This window comes from Dokdonella sp., from assembly GCF_019634775.1.
Lineage (GTDB): Bacteria > Pseudomonadota > Gammaproteobacteria > Xanthomonadales > Rhodanobacteraceae > Dokdonella.
On record NZ_JAHCAS010000001.1, the window covers coordinates 1,088,201 to 1,106,459 of the forward strand.

At 63.1% G+C, this 18,259-nt stretch carries 11 protein-coding genes, 2 tRNA genes and 3 rRNA genes; 10 read left to right on the forward strand and 6 right to left on the reverse strand.

Features of this window, described 5'->3' with window-relative positions; all coding sequences use genetic code 11:
* Positions 1-32 precede the first annotated feature (32 nt).
* Entirely contained in the window at positions 33-674 is a 642-nt protein-coding gene (pyrE, locus tag KF907_RS04675; RefSeq protein ID WP_291218685.1) for an orotate phosphoribosyltransferase, read from the reverse strand.
* Positions 675-811: 137 nt separating this feature from the next.
* Here pyrE and KF907_RS04680 point away from each other — a divergent pair, with 137 nt between their 5' ends.
* On the forward strand, positions 812-1,612 hold the full coding sequence (locus tag KF907_RS04680) for an exodeoxyribonuclease III (RefSeq protein WP_291218686.1): 801 nt from the start codon (positions 812-814) through the stop codon (positions 1,610-1,612).
* On the opposite strand, the gene KF907_RS04685 is transcribed toward KF907_RS04680, so the two are convergent.
* On the reverse strand, positions 1,600-2,934 hold the full coding sequence (locus tag KF907_RS04685; RefSeq protein WP_291218688.1) for an AmpG family muropeptide MFS transporter: 1,335 nt from the start codon (positions 2,932-2,934) through the stop codon (positions 1,600-1,602). The two genes, KF907_RS04680 and KF907_RS04685, sit on opposite strands and share 13 nt — an antisense overlap.
* A 99-nt stretch (positions 2,935-3,033) precedes the next feature.
* Between KF907_RS04685 and KF907_RS04690 the strand changes: the two genes are divergently transcribed.
* On the forward strand, positions 3,034-3,306 hold the full coding sequence (locus KF907_RS04690; RefSeq protein WP_291218689.1) for a hypothetical protein: 273 nt from the start codon (positions 3,034-3,036) through the stop codon (positions 3,304-3,306).
* 31 nt (positions 3,307-3,337) lie between these two features.
* On the opposite strand, the gene KF907_RS04695 is transcribed toward KF907_RS04690, so the two are convergent.
* Positions 3,338-4,477, reverse strand: a complete 1,140-nt coding sequence (locus KF907_RS04695) for an anhydro-N-acetylmuramic acid kinase (RefSeq protein WP_291218691.1) — start codon at positions 4,475-4,477, stop codon at positions 3,338-3,340.
* A 9-nt stretch (positions 4,478-4,486) separates the two neighbouring features.
* Positions 4,487-5,941, reverse strand: a complete 1,455-nt coding sequence (locus tag KF907_RS04700) for a M23 family metallopeptidase (protein WP_291218693.1) — start codon at positions 5,939-5,941, stop codon at positions 4,487-4,489.
* A gap of 180 nt (positions 5,942-6,121) precedes the next feature.
* Between KF907_RS04700 and tyrS the strand changes: the two genes are divergently transcribed.
* The 7 genes from tyrS to hemF all read left to right on the forward strand — a co-directional run bounded on the left by tyrS (position 6,122) and on the right by hemF (position 14,107).
* A complete protein-coding gene (gene tyrS, locus KF907_RS04705) occupies positions 6,122-7,339 on the forward strand; it encodes a tyrosine--tRNA ligase (protein WP_291218695.1) in 1,218 nt (405 codons plus the stop codon).
* 393 nt (positions 7,340-7,732) lie between these two features.
* A 16S ribosomal RNA gene (locus KF907_RS04710) occupies positions 7,733-9,273 on the forward strand.
* Between the two features lie 124 nt (positions 9,274-9,397).
* A tRNA-Ile gene (locus tag KF907_RS04715) sits at positions 9,398-9,474 on the forward strand.
* Positions 9,475-9,597: 123 nt separating this feature from the next.
* Positions 9,598-9,673, forward strand: a tRNA-Ala gene (locus tag KF907_RS04720).
* A gap of 187 nt (positions 9,674-9,860) precedes the next feature.
* Positions 9,861-12,827 (forward strand): 23S ribosomal RNA (locus KF907_RS04725).
* Between the two features lie 122 nt (positions 12,828-12,949).
* Positions 12,950-13,064 (forward strand): 5S ribosomal RNA (gene rrf, locus KF907_RS04730).
* The 16S, 23S and 5S rRNA genes sit together here with 2 tRNA genes alongside, the layout of an rRNA operon.
* Before the next feature lie 137 nt (positions 13,065-13,201).
* A complete protein-coding gene (gene hemF / locus KF907_RS04735) occupies positions 13,202-14,107 on the forward strand; it encodes an oxygen-dependent coproporphyrinogen oxidase (protein WP_291220250.1) in 906 nt (301 codons plus the stop codon).
* A 9-nt stretch (positions 14,108-14,116) separates the two neighbouring features.
* Here the strand turns inward: hemF and KF907_RS04740 are convergent, their stop codons facing one another.
* Positions 14,117-14,560, reverse strand: a complete 444-nt coding sequence (locus KF907_RS04740) for a DUF2782 domain-containing protein (protein ID WP_291218697.1) — start codon at positions 14,558-14,560, stop codon at positions 14,117-14,119.
* A gap of 99 nt (positions 14,561-14,659) precedes the next feature.
* Positions 14,660-15,223, reverse strand: a complete 564-nt coding sequence (locus KF907_RS04745; RefSeq protein WP_291218698.1) for an ECF-type sigma factor — start codon at positions 15,221-15,223, stop codon at positions 14,660-14,662.
* Between the two features lie 187 nt (positions 15,224-15,410).
* Here KF907_RS04745 and polA point away from each other — a divergent pair, with 187 nt between their 5' ends.
* Positions 15,411-18,161 carry a DNA polymerase I gene (gene polA, locus KF907_RS04750; protein ID WP_291218700.1) on the forward strand — a complete coding sequence of 917 codons (2,751 nt, stop codon included), beginning with the start codon at positions 15,411-15,413 and terminating at the stop codon, positions 18,159-18,161.
* The last annotated feature ends 98 nt before the right edge of the window (positions 18,162-18,259 follow it).

The window sequence follows — 18,259 nt, forward strand, 5'->3', positions numbered from 1 at the left end:
GCAAAGGTGCAAGGCGTTCGCAGCGGCCGCGGTCACACGCCGTAGCGGTTCCGATACTCGAGCAGGGCCGCACGATGCGGCGCCAGCTCCGCATGTTCGCCGGTATAGGCCAGCAGTTCACTCAGGCGGGCAATGGCCACCACCGGGATACCGAACTCGGCGGCGACTTCCTGTGCCGCGGAAAGCCTGTCCTGGCCGCGCTCCTCGCGGTCCAGTGCGATCAGCACGCCGGCGGGCCGCGCACCATGGGTGGCGATCAGGGCCAACGACTCGCGAATCGCCGTGCCGGCCGTGATGACGTCGTCGACCACCAGCACGCGTCCGGCCAACGGCGCACCGACCACCACGCCGCCCTCGCCGTGGTCCTTGGCTTCCTTGCGGTTGTAGGCGAAGCCGGTGTCGCGGCCGTGGTCACGCGCCAGCGCCGCTGCGGTCAGCGCGGCCAGCGCGATACCCTTGTAGGCCGGTCCGAACACCAAGTCGAAGGCCAGTCCGGACTGCATGGCCGCCGCCGCATAGGCGCGGCCGAGCGCATCGAGCGCCGCGCCCGAATCGAACAGGCCGGCGTTGAAGAAATACGGACTGACCCGCCCCGACTTCAATGTGAACTCGCCGAACCGCAACACGTTGTGCGCAAGGGCGAGGTCGAGGAATTCACGTTGATAGTCGAGCATGGGTGCGGGGATTGACGATTCGGATTCGGGGTTCGGATTGTGCAATCCTGCGTGGCCGGCAGGAAGTGACGAGCGCATCGCTCCGCTTGCCCGGCAGCGTCTCCCGATCCGGAATCCCAAACCCCATTCCCCGCACCATGAAAATCATCAGCTTCAATGCCAACGGCATCCGCTCGGCGGCAAACAAGGGCTTCTTCGACTGGTTGCGTGTGCAGGACGCCGACGTGACCTGCATCCAGGAGACGAAGGCGCAGGAGGATCAGCTGACCGATCCGCTGTTCCGCCCGGACGGTCACCACTGCTTCTACCGCGACGCGATCACGAAGAAGGGTTACAGCGGCGTGGCGATCTACTCGAAGCGCGAACCCGACGAAGTACGCACCCAACTCGGCTGGGCACCGTTCGATGACGAGGGTCGCTACATCGAGGCGCGATACGGCAAGCTCAGCGTGGTGTCGTTCTATATCCCGTCCGGTTCGTCGGGCGACGAACGCCAGGGCTTCAAGTACGCGTGCATGGACTTCCTCGCGCCGATCTTCGCCGAGTGGCTGAGCAGCGGGCGCGACTACGTGCTGTGCGGGGACTGGAACATCGTGCGTGCGCGCAATGACATCAAGAACTGGACTTCGAACCAGAAGAACTCCGGCTGCCTGCCGCGCGAGCGGGCCTGGCTCAACGGCATGATCGCCGACGCCTGCGGCGACGGCACCCCGGCACCGCAGCGCGGCTGGGTCGACAGCTTCCGCGCGCTGCGTCCGGATGCCGTCGAATATACCTGGTGGTCGAATCGTGGCGCTGCGCGGGCCAACAACGTCGGCTGGCGCATCGACTACCAGATCGTCACGCCTTCACTGCGTCCGAAGCTGCGCGATTGCCAGATCACCGCTTCGCCGCGTTTCTCCGACCACGCACCCTACGCAGTCGACTACCTGCCCTGATGGCCGCCCGTGGCGGCGCGCACGTCGTCCTCGGCGATCGCCGCATCGACCAGGCCACTGCGCACCAGCCAGGCGAACAGCAAAATCCCGGGCAGCGCGGCGACTGTCGTCAGCAGGTAGAAATCGACGTAGCCGAGCCATTCGATCAGCCCTCCGGCCGTGGTGCCGGTGATGAAACGCCCGATCACCGAGGCCGCCGCCGAGAACAGGGCGAACTGCGTTGCCGTGAATGACAGGTTGCACAGCGCCGACAGGTAGGCGACCACGACCACGCCCCCGATGCCGCTGGCGAAGTTCTCGAAGCCGATCGTGAAGGCAAGGAAGCCGTTGCTGTGGCCGATAGAGGCGAGCGCGGCGAACGACAGGTTCGACACGCCCATCAGCACCAGGCTGACCATCACTGCGCGCTTGAGTCCGAGCCGGGCGTAGAGGATGCCGCCGGCGAAGATGCCGACCAGGTAGGCAATGAAGCCGAAACCGACGTCATAGGTGGCAATTTCCTCGTTGCTGAACGAGAGGTCATTGAGCAGCAGGCGCAAGGTCAGGTTGGCCAGGGTGTCGCCGATCTTGTGCAGCAGGATGAACAGCAGCACGAGCCAGGCGCCGCGGCGGCGGAAAAACTCGGTCAACGGTGCGGCGACAGCGGCGAGCATTTCGGCGAAGCCTCGGCTTTTCAGCGGCGGGCGATGGCGTGCCGGCTCGCCGAGCCAGACGCCGGCGACGGCAGCCGGCAGTGCGAACACCGTGCAGGCAAGATAGGCGGCGTGCCAGCCGTACGGCGCGGCAATCAGCAGGGCCAGTGCACCGGCGCAAACCGAACCGATGCGCCAGCCGTATTGCGACATGCCCGAACCGACGCCGAGCTGGTGCGGCTCGAGCAGTTCGATGCGGTAGGCGTCGATGACGATGTCGAAAGTCGCCCCGGCGATGCCGACGGCCACGGCCGCGGCGGCGACTTCGGCAAGATTGGCCTGTGGATCGACCAGAGCCAGCCAGGCTACGGCCGCGGCAACGGCCAATGCCGACAGCCATAACCACGAGCGCCGGTGGCCGAAGCGGCCGAGCAGGGGTAGACGCACGCGATCGACCAGCGGTGCCCACAGGAACTTGAGGTTGTAGACGAGGAACGCCAGCGAAAACGCGGTCACGCTCTTCTTGTCGATGCCGGCTTGGGCGAGGCGCGTCGTCAGTGTCGCGCCGATCATCGCGTACGGGAATCCGGACGACATGCCGAGCAGCAGCGCGCCGAGCGGTGCCGGCTCGAAGTAGGGGCGGACCAAGGAAAGGGCGCGGCGGTACGCAGGTGCGGCAGGTGTGCTCATGCGGCGCATGCTATCGGAATGCGACGACGACGACGTCCGACGCTGCAATCGATGCGCATATGCTGCGACAATCGCTGGACGCAGGAACCTATGTCAGCCATGCCCCGACTCGTCATCGACCACCTCGACCAGGCCCTCTGGGACCGCCTGCTGGCCGCTGCCGCCACCCAGGGTTGCCCGCCGGCCGACATCGGCGCACGCGCCCTGCGCTTTGCCTTCGGTCTGTCATCCGAGGACTTCGCTCCGCGCGACCGCCAGGACATCGCCACCCTGCGCGGAGTGTGGAGCCAGAGCGAAAACGCGGCGTTCGACGAAGCGCTGCAGGCCTTCAAGAGTGTCGACTCGGGGCCGTCGTTCGAGGAGGCGCCATAGACGCGTTGAGGGCGTTTTGCCGATCGCGGCTTCAACCGCGCTGCGTTGGTGCAAGATCGCGCGGCGCCGCGTGAATCGCACCGAGCAGGCGCGGCCCGTGTGCACCGGTTACGTCGACACGATTGCCGGGGCGGCCGGCGAGGCGTTCGCGGGCGAGCCAGGCGAACAGCGCGGCTTCGACGAAATCCGGGTCGAGGCCGATCGCGGCGGTGGTGTGCAGTGTGACCGGCGCGATCGCGGTCGCGATCGCAGCCATCAGGACCGGATTGTGCACGCCACCACCACAGGCATACACGCGCGCGACATGGGTGTCGGCCGCGCGCAGGCCATCGGCAATGGTGGCCGCGCTGAATGCGAGCAGGGTTGCCTGCACGTCGGCGGTGGCGATGGGGGCTCCGGCCAGTCGAGCCTCGAGCCAGGCCAGGTTGAAGTGCTCGCGACCGGTGCTCTTCGCGCCGCGGCGGGCGAAGTACGGATCCTCGCGCAGGCGCGCCAGGAGTTGCGTGTCACATCGTCCGGAGGCGGCCCAGCGGCCGCCGTCGTCGCGTGCCTGGCCGTAGTAGCGCTCGGCCCAGGCATCGAGCAGACAGTTCGCCGGCCCCGTATCGAAACCGAGCAAGCCGCCGTGCCCGTCGAGCAGGCTCAGGTTGGCGATGCCGCCGAGGTTCAGCACGGCGCAGGGCGCGTGGTCGGCGAACATCGCGGCATGGAAGGCCGGGGCCAGAGGCGCACCCTGGCCGCCGGCTGCGACATCGGCCCGACGGAAATCCGCGACGGTGGTGATGCCGGTGCGTTCGGCGATCGCCGCGCCATCGCCGATCTGCCACGAGAACGGATGTGCCCCATCGGGGCGGTGGCGGATCGTCTGGCCATGTGAGCCGATCGCAGTGACCTGGGTGGCATCGATCGCCGTCCTGGCGAGCAGATCGCGCGCGGCTTCGGCGAAGGCCATGCCGACTTCGACGTCGAGCGCACCGAGCGCATCGAGCGGGATCGCGGCTTCTGGTTTCGTCAACGCAAGCAGGCGTGCGCGCAAGGAGGACGCATACGGCGTGGTCGCCGTCGCAATGACTTCGGGTGTCGGTGCGAAGCGCATGAGCGCCGCGTCGATGCCGTCGGCACTGGTGCCGGAAATGAGGCCGAGGAAGAGACCCTCGTCGAGACTGCCCATCGGGCGCGCTCAGTCGGCGCGCGCGAGGCGGACCTGGTCGACCAGCTTGAGGCGCGCGAGCAGTGGTTGCGCACGCGACTGAAAGCGCGCCAGTTCGGTCGCCGGCAACGGCTCCTCCTTCGGCAGCGTGACCGTCAGCGGGTCGCGGTGCTTGCCGTCGAGGCGGAATTCGTAGTGCAGATGCGGGCCGCTGGCGAGGCCGGTCATGCCGACATAGCCGATGACCTGGCCCTGGCTCACGCGTTGCCCGACCGTGGCGCTGGCAAACTTCGACATGTGGCCGTACAGGGTCGTGTACTTGCCACCGTGCTGGACGATGACGACGTTGCCGTAGCCATTCTGCCAGCCGCGGAAGGTGATCTTGCCGTCGCCGGCGGCACGGATCGGCGTGCCGGTTGGTGCCGCGTAGTCGACGCCGCGATGCGCGCGCATCTTGCCGAGAATCGGATGCATGCGACCTGCGCTGAACTTCGACGAGATGCGCGTGAATTCGACCGGCGTACGCAGGAAGGCCTTGCGCAACGGGCGTCCGTCCTCGGTGTAGAACAGCGTCTCGCCGCGGGTGTTCGTGTAGCGGATCGCGGTGTAGCGCTTGCCCTGGTTGATGAAGGTTGCGGCGACCACGTCGCCCGCGCGCAGGCGTTCGCCCTCACGGTAGATCTCGTCGTAGATCACGCTGAAGCTGTCGCCTTGGCGCAGGTCCTGGGCGAAGTCGATGTCGTAGCCGAAGGCATTGGCGAGCTTGAGCGTCATCAGATCGCTCATGCCGGCCTGGTCGCCGGCCTCGAACAGCGAACTCGTGATGACGCCATGGGCTACCTGCACGCGGCGTTCGATCGCGCGGTCGTGAGCGATCTCGATGACGCCTTCGGGCGCGAACTTCAGGATGACGCGGGTGGCATCGTCGCGGTCGAAGCGCAGCGCGCGCAGGGTGCCGGCTTCGTCGATGTCGAAGGCAAATTCGTTGCCCGGCCGGATGCGACGCAACGCCGTCGTGTCCTTTTGCGCATCCAGCGCGCGATGCAGATCGGTCGGGCTGAGGCCGTTCTCGCGGAAGATGTCCGACAGGGTTTGCCCGGCGCGCACGATGGCGATCCGCCATTCCGGTTCGAGCTCGGCCTGTTCGGCGAGCGCTGCGATCGCCGCATCGGCTTCGGCGCCCGCCGGAAGGGCGGGCACCGGCAGGTCGAGCGTGGTGTAGGCGATGCTTTCCGGTTCGCTGCGCGTCGCGCTGGCAAAGTTCGGCATGATCGCGCCGACGAGGATGGTCAGCAGGATCGCCGTGCCGCCCAGCACCCAGTGCTCGCGCCGCCACGACACCGGTGCGGTGGCGACGTTCTGCAGGAAGGTCCAGGTCTGGTTGCGCAGGTAGAAGTCGAAATGTTGCCGCTGGGCGCGGCGACGCAGGGCAAGCCGGCGGGCAGCGCGGCGGGCTTCTGAGGGCGGCGGGCTCGTCTCGGTCACAATCGCGTTCCGGCTGCTGGCCACGTACCATAGCGACGCGCTGCGAACGGCGTCAATCTCAATAGTTGCGCGGGTTTGCAGAACATTTCTCGATTAACGAATAATTAACCGCGACGTCTCTGTTCGTCGCGCGTGCGACGTGCCCGCGCCCGCTGCCTGACCACGCTCGAAGAGGAAACCATGTCCGACCTGACCGCTGCGCTCGACCTGATCGGTCGTGGCGCCGAGGAAATCATCAAGCGCGAGGAACTCGAGGCCCGCCTGCGCCTCGGTCGTCCGCTGCGCGTCAAGGCCGGCTTCGACCCTACCGCGCCGGACCTGCATCTCGGTCACACGGTCCTGCTCAACAAGATGCGCCAGTTCCAGGACCTCGGCCATCAGGTCATCTTCCTGATCGGCGACTTCACAGGGATGATCGGCGATCCGACCGGCAAGAATGCCACGCGCAAGCCGTTGACCCGCGAGGATGTCGAGGCGAACGCGCGCACCTATGCCGACCAGGTGTTCAAGGTGCTCGATCGCGAGCGTACCGAACTGCGCTTCAACAGCGAGTGGTTCGGCACGATGAATGCCGCCGACATGATCCGGCTCGCTGCACAGCACACGGTCGCGCGCATGCTCGAGCGGGACGACTTCGCCAAGCGCTATGCAGCGCAGCAATCGATCGCGATCCACGAATTTCTCTACCCGCTCGTGCAGGGCTACGACTCGGTCGCGTTGAAGGCCGACGTCGAGCTCGGCGGCACCGATCAGAAGTTCAACCTGCTGATGGGGCGCGGCCTGCAGGAGCACCATGGCCAGCCCCCGCAGGTCGTGTTGACGATGCCGTTGCTTGAAGGCCTGGATGGCGTCAACAAGATGTCGAAATCGCTCGGCAACTACATCGGCATCGACGAGCCTGCCATCGATATCGTCACCAAGACGATGAAGATCGGCGACGAACTGATGTGGCGCTGGATCGAATTGTTGAGCTTCGACATTTCCACGGCGGAAACGCTGACCCTGCGGCGCGATATCGACGCCGGCTCGTTGAACCCGCGTGACCTCAAGTTGCGCCTGGCGCGCGAACTGGCGGCGCGCTTTCATGGTGGCGCGGAAGCGGAGAAGGCCGTTGCCGGCTGGAATGCGGTCGTACGCGGCGAGGGCGATACCGCGCTGCTGCCGCTCGCCGAGATCGTCGTGCCGGGCGAAGGCCTGCGCCTGACCGCCCTGCTGACCGCCGCTGGCCTGACGTCGAGCAATTCGGAAGCCTCGCGCAAGCTCAAGGAGGGCGCCGTGCGCATCGATGGCGAGCTCGTTTCCGACCCGCAGTGTGTCATCCCGGTCGGTTTCGAGGGTGTCCTGCAGGTCGGCAAGCGCAACTTCGCGCGGGTACGCCTCGTCGCGACAACGGCCTGAACGCCAGCCGTGCGCGTACGCGCAATGCCTGGTTTCCCTCTTTTCAGCTCGCGCGGAAGCCGCTAGGATTCGCGCCCCCTCGGAGGAGGGGTCTGCAGGGCGATGGTCTGGAAGGCTGTGAACGTCGATGCCGAGTGTTTTTGGGTGTTGACGGCCCTGAAATTGGTTGTATGATGTCGGGCTCCCTTGGACGAAAGGTCCTCGGGTGCGGGATGAAGGTTATCCTGCAAGTCCTTGATCTTTGAAAGTATGCGCAAGTGTTTTGTGTGGGCGCCTCGGGTTGGATGGAAGTCCAAGAGATCGAGCGTCCAAGCAAACGTCAAAGCAGCGCTTTAGCGAGCTTGGGTTTCACGCTCAAAAGAAATGTCCGTGGGAAGCCACGGGCGACAGGTTCAACTGAAGAGTTTGATCCTGGCTCAGAGTGAACGCTGGCGGCAGGCCTAACACATGCAAGTCGAGCGGCAGCGCGGGGGCAACCCTGGCGGCGAGCGGCGGACGGGTGAGGAATGCATCGGAATCTACCTCGTTGTGGGGGATAACGTAGGGAAACTTACGCTAATACCGCATGAGACCGAGAGGTGAAAGTGGGGGACCCGCGAGGGCCTCACGCGATGAGATGAGCCGATGCCGGATTAGCTAGTTGGCGGGGTAAAGGCCCACCAAGGCGACGATCCGTAGCTGGTCTGAGAGGATGATCAGCCACACTGGAACTGAGACACGGTCCAGACTCCTACGGGAGGCAGCAGTGGGGAATATTGGACAATGGGCGCAAGCCTGATCCAGCCATGCCGCGTGTGTGAAGAAGGCCTTCGGGTTGTAAAGCACTTTTGTTGGGGAAGAAAACCTGCCGGTTAATACCTGGCGGGAATGACGGTACCCAAAGAATAAGCACCGGCTAACTTCGTGCCAGCAGCCGCGGTAATACGAAGGGTGCAAGCGTTACTCGGAATTACTGGGCGTAAAGCGTGCGTAGGCGGTTGGTTAAGTCTGCTGTGAAAGCCCTGGGCTCAACCTGGGAACTGCAGTGGAAACTGGCCAGCTAGAGTGTGTCAGAGGATGGTGGAATTCCCGGTGTAGCGGTGAAATGCGTAGAGATCGGGAGGAACACCAGTGGCGAAGGCGGCCATCTGGGGCAACACTGACGCTGAGGCACGAAAGCGTGGGGAGCAAACAGGATTAGATACCCTGGTAGTCCACGCCCTAAACGATGCGAACTGGACGTTGGGCACACTTAGGTGCTCAGTGTCGAAGCTAACGCGTTAAGTTCGCCGCCTGGGGAGTACGGTCGCAAGACTGAAACTCAAAGGAATTGACGGGGGCCCGCACAAGCGGTGGAGTATGTGGTTTAATTCGATGCAACGCGAAGAACCTTACCTGGCCTTGACATGTCCGGAATCCTGCAGAGATGCGGGAGTGCCTTCGGGAATCGGAACACAGGTGCTGCATGGCTGTCGTCAGCTCGTGTCGTGAGATGTTGGGTTAAGTCCCGCAACGAGCGCAACCCTTGTCCTTAGTTGCCAGCGAGTAAAGTCGGGAACTCTAAGGAGACTGCCGGTGACAAACCGGAGGAAGGTGGGGATGACGTCAAGTCATCATGGCCCTTACGGCCAGGGCTACACACGTACTACAATGGTCGGTACAGAGGGTTGCGAAGCCGCGAGGTGGAGCCAATCCCAGAAAGCCGATCTCAGTCCGGATCGGAGTCTGCAACTCGACTCCGTGAAGTCGGAATCGCTAGTAATCGCGGATCAGCATTGTCGCGGTGAATACGTTCCCGGGCCTTGTACACACCGCCCGTCACACCATGGGAGTGGGTTGCTCCAGAAGCAGGTAGCGTAACCGCAAGGGGCGCGCTTGCCACGGAGTGGTTCATGACTGGGGTGAAGTCGTAACAAGGTAGCCGTATCGGAAGGTGCGGCTGGATCACCTCCTTTAGAGCATGGCTTCGCCGATTCGAGGCGTCCACACAAGGCACTTGCACGTTCAGAGTAAAGCCGGCAGCGGCGAGCTGATCGGACGGTCCGGGAGGGCGGTTCGTATTTGGCGTCCTTGCCATACGGGTCTGTAGCTCAGGTGGTTAGAGCGCACCCCTGATAAGGGTGAGGCCGGTGGTTCGAGTCCTCCCAGACCCACCATTGTCTTCAGGCGAGTCGCTTCGCGGAGAGCGAAAGTCAAAAGGCGCACATCCGAGTGCGCGCTCTTCACGGAAGAGCTTCGGCTTCGGGTGAGGCAGTCGGGAGGCCCGCTGGTTATCCCATGGGGCCATAGCTCAGCTGGGAGAGCACCTGCTTTGCAAGCAGGGGGTCGTCGGTTCGAACCCGACTGGCTCCACCAGACTTCTGGACGTAGCGCATACGAATTGATGATTTGAAGCGGACCGGTGTTGAGGCCGGGTTCGTGTTCTTTGAAAACTTGGGACGTAACAAGCGTTTTGGCTCAATCGAGTCGAACGTGTCGTTGAGGCAAGTAGGCGAAGAAGTTGGTTGTTTGCGTGTGGCCCCGAGGCTTCTTGGGGTTATATGGTCAAGCGACTAAGCGCATACGGTGGATGCCTTGGCGGTCAGAGGCGATGAAGGACGTGGCAGCCTGCGAAAAGGGCCGGGGAGCTGGCAACGAGCATTGATCCGGTCATGTCCGAATGGGGAAACCCACCGCGCAAGCGGTATCCCACGCTGAATACATAGGTGTGGGAGGCGAACCCGGGGAACTGAAATATCTCAGTACCCGGAGGAAAAGAAATCAACCGAGATTCCCTGAGTAGTGACGAGCGAACGGGGAACAGCCCAAAAGTCGTGCAAGTTCTAGGAGAACGGTCTGGAAAGGCCGGCCATAGACGGTGATAGCCCAGTATCCGAAAGGGCTTGCACGATGAAAGTGAGTAGGGCGGGGCACGTGAAACCCTGTCTGAACATGGGGGGACCATCCTCCAAGGCTAAATACTCCTGACCGACCGATAGCGAACCAGTACCGTGAGGGAAAGGCGAAAAGAACCCCGGAGAGGGGAGTGAAATAGAACCTGAAACCGTATGCGTACAAGCAGTCAGAGCCCGAAAGGGTGATGGCGTACCTTTTGTATAATGGGTCAGCGACTTACGTTGTGTGGCGAGCTTAACCGTCTAGGGGAGGCGAAGGGAAACCGAGTCTGAATAGGGCGCATAGTCGCACGGCGTAGACCCGAAACCGGGTGATCTATCCATGCCCAGGGTGAAGGTCCGGTAACACGGACTGGAGGCCCGAACCCACTCCCGTTGCAAAGGTAGGGGATGAGGTGTGGATAGGAGTGAAAAGCTAATCGAACCCGGAGATAGCTGGTTCTCCTCGAAAGCTATTTAGGTAGCGCCTCGTGTATCACTGCTGGGGGTAGAGCACTGTTATGGCTAGCGGGTCATCGCGACTTAGCAAACCATGGCAAACTCCGAATACCAGCACGTGCGAGCACGGGAGACACACGGCGGGTGCTAACGTCCGTCGTGAAAAGGGAAACAACCCAGACCCGCAGCTAAGGTCCCAAAATCATGGCTAAGTGGTGAACGAAGTGGGAAGGCATAGACAGCCAGGAGGTTGGCTTAGAAGCAGCCACCCTTTAAAGAAAGCGTAATAGCTCACTGGTCGAGTCGGCCCGCGCGGAAGATTTAACGGGGCTCAAGCCATGTACCGAAGCTCGGGGTGTATCCACTCCACTTGAACACATTCGACGCTTGGCGGCGCAGCCGCACAGGCGTTCCCACCGTAGGTGGGGGAGAGGGAAAGAGTGTGTTGAAGGGAGTGGATACGCGGTAGAGGAGCGTTCCGTACGCCTGTGAAGGTGGATCGTAAGGTCTGCTGGAGGTATCGGAAGTGCGAATGCTGACATGAGTAACGATAAGGGGGGTGAAAAGCCTCCCCGCCGAAAGCCCAAGGTTTCCTAGCGCAACGTTCATCGGCGCAGGGTGAGTCGGTCCCTAAGGCGAGGCGGAAACGCGTAGTCGATGGGAAGCTGGTTAATATTCCAGCACTTCATTGCAGTGCGATGGGGGGACGGAGAAGGGTAGGTGTACCGGGCGTTGGTTGTCCCGGAGAAAGGCGGTAGGCATGAGGGTTAGGCAAATCCGGCCCTCTTTATGCCGAGCACCGAGACGAGTCCTTTTTGGACGAAGTCACTGATCCCACGCTTCCAGGAAAAGCCCCTAAGCTTCAGCTGCAATGGAACCGTACCGTAATCCGACACAGGTAGGCAGGGTGAGAATCCCAAGGCGCTTGAGAGAACTCGGGTGAAGGAACTAGGCAACATAGCACCGTAACTTCGGGAGAAGGTGCGCCCGGAGGCGTGGCTCCATGCGGAGCTGAGCGTTTCCGGGCCGCAGTGACCAGGCCGCTGCGACTGTTTATCAAAAACACAGCACTCTGCAAACACGAAAGTGGACGTATAGGGTGTGACACCTGCCCGGTGCCGGAAGGTTAATTGATGGGGTCAGCCGCAAGGCGAAGCTCTTGATCGAAGCCCCGGTAAACGGCGGCCGTAACTATAACGGTCCTAAGGTAGCGAAATTCCTTGTCGGGTAAGTTCCGACCTGCACGAATGGTGTAACGACAGCGGCGCTGTCTCCACCCGAGACTCAGTGAAATTGAAATCGCTGTGAAGATGCAGCGTTCCCGCGGCAAGACGGAGAGACCCCGTGAACCTTTACTATAGCTTTACACTGAACGTTGAGTTCGTCTGTGTAGGATAGGTGGGAGGCTATGAAACCAGGACGCCAGTTTTGGTGGAGCCATCCTTGAAATACCACCCTGATGTGCTTGACGTTCTAACCTGGGCCCGTGATCCGGGTCGGGGACCGTGTATGGTGGGTAGTTTGACTGGGGCGGTCTCCTCCCAAAGAGTAACGGAGGAGCACGAAGGTGCGCTCAGCACGGTCGGACATCGTGCAGTGTGTGTAAGGGCATAAGCGCGCTTGACTGCGAGATCGACGGATCAAGCAGGTACGAAAGTAGGTCCTAGTGATCCGGTGGTTCTGTATGGAAGGGCCATCGCTCAACGGATAAAAGGTACTCCGGGGATAACAGGCTGATACCGCCCAAGAGTTCATATCGACGGCGGTGTTTGGCACCTCGATGTCGGCTCATCACATCCTGGGGCTGTAGCCGGTCCCAAGGGTATGGCTGTTCGCCATTTAAAGTGGTACGCGAGCTGGGTTCAGAACGTCGTGAGACAGTTCGGTCCCTATCTGTCGTGGGCGTTGGAGATTTGAGAGGGGCTGCTCCTAGTACGAGAGGACCGGAGTGGACGAACCTCTGGTGTTCCGGTTGTCACGCCAGTGGCACTGCCGGGTAGCTACGTTCGGAAGCGATAACCGCTGAAAGCATCTAAGCGGGAAGCGCGCCTCAAGATGAGATCTCCCGGGACACAAGTCCCCTGAAGGAACCATCAAGACTAGGTGGTTGATAGGTCGGGTGTGTATCGCAGTAATGCCGAGCTAACCGATACTAATGATCCGTGCGGCTTGACCATATAACTCCAAGTGGCTTTGCCCAATGCTTGGCTCGACAACACGTCGACCGAAAAGCTGAACCTTGTTACGTCCCAAGACCCCATGCGAGACCGGCGCATCCGTGCGCTGTCTCCACCGCTTGCTCAGTGAACATAGCGCTGTGGAACCACCCGATCCCATCCCGAACTCGGAAGTGAAACGCAGTTGCGCCGATGGTAGTGTGGCTCAAGCCATGCAAGAGTAGGTCAACGCTGAGCATCCAACCCGAACCCCCGCTCGACCGAGCGGGGGTTTTTTATTGCGCCCCGCCAAGCGCAGAATCCCAACCGTGCTCTCCTTCCCGCGGGCGACTCCCGGGACGTTTCAACCAACTCCAAGCAGGTGCCTCGTGCAGATTCAGTCCGGCCAGATCGAACGCGTCGATGGATTCCTGCGTGCTTTGCAGGATCGCATCTGCGCGGCCATCGAGGTCGCCGACGGCGCTGCCCGTTTTCGCGAGGATGCCTGGCAGCGCGACGAGGGCGGTGGCGGACGCACGCGCGTGCTGGCGGATGGCCAGGTGTTCGAGCAGGCCGGTATTGGCTTCTCGAGGGTTCGCGGTCCGCGCCTGCCGCCTGCCGCCTCGGCGCGTCGCCCGGAGATCGCAGGTCGGAGTTGGACTGCGCTCGGTGTGTCGCTGGTCTTCCATCCGCGCAATCCGCATGTGCCGACGACGCACATGAACGTGCGCTACTTCGAGGCGCAAGCCGATGGCGAACTCCCCGTCTGGTGGTTCGGTGGCGGCTTCGACCTGACTCCGTTCTATCCGCGCGACGAGGATGTCCGGCATTGGCATCGCGTCGCCCGCGACCTGTGCGCACCATTCGGCGAGGAAATCTACCCGCGCTGCAAGCGCTGGTGCGACGAGTATTTCTACCTCAAGCACCGCAACGAGACGCGAGGTGTCGGCGGACTGTTCTTCGACGACCTCGACGAAGGGGGCTTCGAGCGCTGCTTCGCTTTCATGCAGGCCGTCGGCAATGGCTTCCTCGATGCCTACCTGCCGATCGTGGCGCTTCGTCGCGACGAGGCGTACGGCGATACCGAACGCGAGTTCCAGTTGTACCGGCGTGGGCGTTACGTCGAGTTCAACCTCGTCTATGATCGTGGCACGTTGTTCGGCCTGCAATCCGGAGGCCGTACCGAGTCCATCCTCATGAGCCTGCCGCCGCGTGTGCGCTTCGAATACGCCTACAAGCCTGCGGCTGGCACGGCCGAAGCGCGACTCGCCGATTACCTGGTGCCACGCGACTGGGTATGACGGGGTCGCTCAGTTCCACTGGTAGATCGTGAAGTACACCGGCGCGACCGGGCCATCCAGCGCGTGGCGTTCGAGGCGGCCGTCGCCGTTGTGGTCGAGATAAGTCTGTTCAGAACCGCTACGCGGGATGATGCGCAGCATGCGCAGGCGACCCTTCTCGCGATATTCCTCGACCGTGTCGTCGCCTTGCTGGCGACGGACCACCGAGTCGCTCTTGGCACGGGCTTCGGCGATGGCCTTTTCGCGATCACGCGATGCCTTGTCGCGCACGAGGCGTGTATCCGGTTTGTCGAGGTCGAGTGGCTCATTCACCCGCGCTGCGGCAGTGGCCGTACCTTTGTCCTCAAGCGCGGGGGGCGGCAGGCCGTCTCGGGTCGTTTCAGGTTCCGACTTCGGTTCCGCGGCAATCACGGTCAGGGAAGCCAGCAGCAGCAGGGTCAGGGGCGTGCGCATGATCGGTCCTCCGGGGGTGGGTATCAGATTACGCCAACTGGCGCGAATGCGCGCGGACCACAGCCGCACGGGGTAGCGTCGCTCTGATGGCGCGCCGTTTCAGGAGTCCAGTGCGGTCTTGAGCCAAGCTCGGGCCAGCCGCAAATCGCGGTCGACCGTACCTTCGGAAACCGAGAGCGCGCTGGCGACTTCGGACCGACTCAAACCGCCAAAGTAGACGAGTTCCACCATCTGGGCACGCCGGGCATCCGTCGTCGAGAGCTGACGCAAGGCGGAATCGATGCGCAGCAGGTCGGAATCGGCGGCGGGATCAGCGAGATTGAGCACGTCGTCGAGCATGACGCGCTCCGCGCCACCGCCACGTTTGTCGGCAAGACGTTTGCGCGCAGCATCCACGAGGACCTGACGTGTCGCCTGCGCAGCCACATGGAAGAAGTGCTTGCGATTCTCCCAGTCGCCCTGCGCGCCGAGCATGCGGATCAACGCCTCATGGGCCAGATCGGTCGCGCTCAGGGTGGCATTCGGCATGCGCCGCAGTGACTGCGCCGCTATCGAGCGCACGTTCATGTAGACGCGTTCGATGAGCAGCTCCCGCGCAGCCTCGTCCCCACCACGCCAGGCCTCGATGAGTCGGGTGACTTCATGCTCGACCGGCTCGGCCATGGGAACCCGCGTGACACCGAAAGCGGGAGTGTAAGCGCTCGAGCGGCATGAGCGGGCGCCCGGGTTCACGTTCCGGGGAGGAACTGCATCACATCGACATCGGCAGGGGCGCGGCCCGACACAAGTCGCGTTTGCATTTGCCGTGGTCGCGCGCGAAGCTGCCCGCCCGCCGCCGAGCAGGTGTTCCATGTCGCCGCTGCGCCCACGCCTCGTCCTCATCGACGGTTCGTCGTACCTGTTCCGCGCCTACCATGCGCTGCCACCGCTGACCAACGCCGGCGGCGAACCGACTGGTGCGTTGTTCGGCGTGGTCAACATGTTGCGCTCGACGTTGAAGGAGAAACCGACCTACGTCGCTTTTGTCGTCGATGCGCCCGGACCGACGTTCCGCGATGCGATGTACCCTGCATACAAGGCCACGCGAGCAGCGACACCCGAGGAACTCAAGGTGCAGGTCGAGCCGATGCTGGCGATCGTCGGCGCGCTCGGGTTTCCGATCCTGCGCGTCGCCGGTGTCGAAGCCGACGACGTGATCGGCACGTTGGCGCGCCAGGCCGAAGCGCAGGGGATTGAGGTCGTCATCTCGACCGGGGACAAGGACTTCGCCCAGCTCGTCTCCGAGCGGATCACGCTGGTCAATACGATGACCAACTCCGCAACCGACCGCGACGGGGTGATCGCCAGGTTCGGCGTGCCACCCGAACGCATCGTAGACTTCCTGGCGCTTACCGGCGATTCGATCGACAACGTACCGGGTGTCGCCAAGTGCGGGCCGAAGACAGCAGCCAAGTGGTTGGCCGAGCACGACTCTCTTGACGGCGTGATCGCCGCGGCAGGACAGATTGGCGGCAAGATCGGCGAGAACCTGCGCGCGGCCTTGCCGCACCTGCCGCTGTCGCGCGAACTGGTCACCATCAAGACCGATGTCTCGCTCGACGTCGGTCCAGCCGACCTCTCGCTGCGTGCACCGGACGTCGATGCCCTGCGCGAGCTCTATCGACGCTACGAATTCAATGCTGCGCTGAAGGAGCTGGACCGAACGACCAATCGGTCGGAGGAGGCGGTGGCGACCACCGCGCCGGCGGTGGCGGCGAAACCAGCACCAAGCGTGCCCATCCCGCCGGCGCAAAACGGCGAGTACGAGTGCGTCCGTGATGAAGGCCGCTTCGCCGTCTGGCTGGAAAGGCTGCGCACTGCGCCGCTCGTCGCGATCGATACCGAAACGACTTCGCTCGATCCTATGCGTGCCGATATCGTCGGAGTGTCGTTTGCAGTCGAGGTCGGCCATGCGGCCTACGTGCCGCTCGGCCATGACTATCCCGGTGCGCCGACACAGCTTGACCGTGCGCACGTGCTCGATCAGCTGAAGCCGCTGCTCGAGGACGCGACCAGGCCAAAGCTCGGCCAGCACCTAAAGTACGACCTCAATGTGTTTTCGCGCGTCGGCATCGAGATGCGCGGTGTCGCCCATGACACGATGCTGGAATCCTACGTGCTCAACTCGACGGCTTCGCGTCACGACATGGACACGCTGGCCAAGCGCCATCTCGGCTATGACACGGTCCGCTACGAGGAAGTCGCTGGCAAGGGCGCCAGACAGATTCCATTCTCCCAGGTCGACCTTGGCACGGCGACCCGCTACGCGGCCGAGGATGCCGACATCACCCTGCGTCTGCACCAGACCCTGCATCCGCGGCTCGCGGCAACCGCCAGCCTGCTCGCGGTGTACGAGACGATCGAGGTTCCGCTCGTGCCGGTGCTCGCACGCATGGAGCAGCGTGGCGTGCTCATCGATTCGGGCGCGCTGCGCACGCAGAGCAACGAGCTCGGCAAACGCATGCACGCATTGACCGAGCGCGCCCACGAGTTGGCTGGTCATGCCTTCAGTCTCGACTCGCCGAAACAATTGCAGGCCCTGTTGTTCGATGAATTGAAACTGCCAGTCGTGTTGAAGACGCCGACAGGGCAGCCGTCGACCAACGAGGAGGCGCTGGAGGCGATCGCGCACGAGCACGAACTGCCGCGCGTGATCCTCGACTATCGCGGCCTTGCCAAGCTGCGTTCGACCTACACCGAAAAACTTGCCGAAATCGTCAACCCGCAGACCGGGCGCGTGCACACGAGCTATCACCAGGCGACCGCGGCGACCGGGCGCCTGTCGTCGGCCGATCCGAACCTGCAGAACATCCCGGTGCGCACCGAGGAGGGGCGACGTATCCGCCGCGCATTCATTGCTCCGCCCGGCTGGAAGGTGCTCGCTGCCGACTATTCACAGATCGAACTGCGCATCATGGCCCACCTTTCCGGTGATGCAAGCCTGCTTGCGGCGTTCCACGGCAACCAGGACATCCATCGCGCCACCGCCGCCGAGGTGTTCGGCGTGCCGCTCGAGCAGGTTGACGTGAACCAGCGCCGCGCGGCCAAGGCGATCAACTTTGGACTCATGTACGGCATGGGCGCATTCGGCCTCGCCCGCCAGCTCGACATCGGTCGCAACGAGGCGCAGGACTACATTGCCCGCTACTTCCAGCGCTATCCGGGCGTGCGTGAGTTCATGGAGCGGGTACGCGAGCAGGCGCATCGCGACGGCTATGTCGAAACCGTGTTCGGACGGCGCCTGCATCTCGACTACATAGATTCACGCAATGCCGCGCAACGCGCCGGTGCCGAACGCGCTGCGATCAATGCGCCCATGCAGGGCACGGCGGCCGACATCATCAAGCGCGCGATGATCGAGGTCGACGCCTGGCTGCTCGACCAGCAGGCAAGGGCACGCATGCTCATGCAGGTGCACGACGAACTTGTGTTCGAAGTACATGCCGACCACGTCGACGAGATCCGCGCCGGCATTCGTGCACGCATGGCCGCGGCGGCTGAACTGACGGTACCGCTGGTGGTCGACATCGGTGTCGGCGCCAATTGGGACGAAGCGCACTGAGACGGTCTTTCGGCGGCTTGAGGTGAACCAAAGCTAAATCGGGCAGCGAACCGGACGAACGCCGTGAAACTTTCTGGTGCCGGACCGCGTCTGATCAT